This window comes from Azospirillum sp. 11R-A, assembly GCF_049472615.1.
Lineage (GTDB): Bacteria > Pseudomonadota > Alphaproteobacteria > Azospirillales > Azospirillaceae > Azospirillum > Azospirillum palustre.
The window spans coordinates 1-2,266 of record NZ_JBCEBL010000069.1; the positions used below are offsets into that span (position 1 = coordinate 1).

The 2,266-nt window shown below is 73.0% G+C and carries 1 protein-coding gene and 1 pseudogene; one reads left to right on the forward strand and one right to left on the reverse strand.

Features of this window, described 5'->3' with window-relative positions; translation table 11 throughout:
* A partial coding sequence (locus VH569_RS35190) for an FAD/NAD(P)-binding protein (RefSeq protein WP_423321914.1) occupies positions 1–1,352 on the forward strand: 1,352 nt, incomplete at its 5' end.
* A gap of 23 nt (positions 1,353–1,375) precedes the next feature.
* On the opposite strand, the pseudogene VH569_RS35195 reads toward VH569_RS35190, so the two are convergent.
* A pseudogene (locus VH569_RS35195) lies at positions 1,376–2,266 on the reverse strand (hypothetical protein); the annotation flags it as partial.

A 2,266-nucleotide genomic window follows, 5' to 3' on the forward strand; every position in this document is an offset into this window, starting at 1 on the left:
CGTCGCTCGGGGCCGGGCTCACCTACGCCACGGGCAGCGACCCGCGCCACCGGGTGAATGTTCCCTCCATCCGCATGGCGGCGGAGGCCGGCCGGTCGGCCGGGGAGGACGGCGAGGAGGATTTCCATCGCTGGTGCCTGGAGCGCGGCGTACTGGAAGCCGATCCGGACGGCTGGGCGGACGGGCTGCATTATCCGGCGCGGTCGGTGTTCGGGCGGTATCTCGAGGAGAGGTTGCGCCCGCTGTTCGCAGCGGCCGGACCGGTGCGGGTGACCCACCGGCGCGACCGTGCCGTCGCCGCCCGCCGGCTGGCATCGCCGCAGGGAACCGGGTTCGTCGTGGAGCTTGCCGGCGGCAGGGTGCTGGAGGCCGATGCGCTGGTGCTGTGCACCGGCAACCCGAGGCCCGAACTGCCGGGCGTGCTGGCCGGGCTGGCGGAGCACCGGCGAGTCGTCGCCGATCCTTGGACCCCAGGTGCGCTCGACACCATCGGGCGGACCGACCGAGTGCTGATCGTTGGCACCGGCCTGACGATGGGTGACGTGGTGTCGACCCTGCTTGGCCGGGGCCATCGCGGACCGCTGACCGCCCTGTCGCGCCATGGTCTGGTGCCGCGCCCGCGTCCGGCCGGGCATGCCGACTCCTGGACCGACTTCGCCGCCGATCCGCCTGCCAGTGTCCGTGACCTGCTGCGCCGGGTGCGTGCCGCCGTCGCTGACGCCGGCAAGCAGGGGCGGCCCTGGACCGACGTGCTCGAAAGCCTGCGTCTTCAGAACGCTGCCCTGTGGGCGGCCTTTTCCGCTGACGAGCGGCGGCGGTTCCAGCGCCATCTGCGGCCCTGGTGGGACGCCCACCGCTTCCAGGCGGCCCCGCAGGTCGCCCGGCTGGTGGCGTCCGCGCAGGCGGACGGGCGCCTCATGGTGCTGGCCGGCCGGCTGGTCGCGGCAAGCGCCGACAGAGAGTCGTCAGGCGGCGGCGATGAAGGAGGCGGTCTGTGGATCGTCCACCGGCCGCGCGGCGGCGACGCCTTGACCGGGCAAACCTACGATGCCCTGGTGAACTGCACCGGCGCCGGCCATGGGGCTTCCTTCGGCCGGAACCCGCTGCTGGCGGCCCTGTCCGCCCAAGGGTTGATCCGGCCGGATCCGCTCGGTCTGGGGGTGGAGGTGGACCGGCAGCACCGGGCATTGGATGCCGGTGGCCGGCCGGTCACCACCCTGTTCGTCGTCGGGCCGCCGACCCGCGGCAGCCTGGGCGAAGTGACCGGCGCATCGGAGATCGTGCCGCACGCGCTGGCGGTTGCCGAGGCATTGACGGCATTGCGGCACGGCATGTTTCCGCGGTCCCCCTGACCTGGGATTGCGGGCCAAGGCCATCAGAGCGTCAGGAACAGCGCCGAGGTCCAGACCCGCGACTGGTCGCGCTGGCGCCCAGTGAGGAACAGCGGATGTTCGCGGTCCGCCGCCAGCCCCAGCCCGGCCAGCGGGATGCGGCCGGCGAGGTCGCGGGGCAGCGGCGCCTCGGTGACGCGTTCCACCGTCACCTCCAGTTCCGTGCCGGGCAGCAGGCGGGTGACGGAGCCGGCGGGGGAGCGGGTGGCATCTAGCAGCGTGTCGCCGTCAATCTCCAGCACGGCCTCGGGCGCATGGGGGTTGGGCGGCGGCGTCAGCGGGTTGCCGACCTTCACATAGGTGCCGATGTCCAGATGCACCCGGATGCGGGTGCCGGCAAGCCGCGACAGCGTCAGTTCCACTCCATCGGTGTCGCCGTGGGTGACGGTGCGCAGAGCCACGGTGGTGGCGTCCTGCCGCCAGCAGCCCTGTTCGGGATGGTCGAAGCCGAAGGGCTCGATCCGCTGCACGGCCGCCCCAGTGACGGTGATGCCGCCGTTCCAATAGGCGCCGCGGTAGCGGTCCTTGATGCGGGCGCCGCCCAGCCGCAGGCGAATCCGCCGCTCCGACAACCCCAGTTCGCGGTGCAGGTCGCGCTCCCACAGCAGGGTCTCGCCATCGTAAAGCCGCAAGCTCTCCCAACCACGGTCGCCAAGCAGCCGATAGTCGAGTTCGTCTCCGTCAGACGCCGTGACCACCTCGCCCATCCACTGCTCTCCCAGCCGCAGGCTGGCGAAGCTGCGCTCGCCGGTTGTGGCGAAGGTGCGGCGCGAGCGCAGCGCCCGGCCGATGGTGGCGCGGTCGAGCCGGTCGGCCAGCACGCCGGTCAGCCCGCCGCGCGCGCCGAACACCGCGGTGGCCGGCGCGCCGCCGCC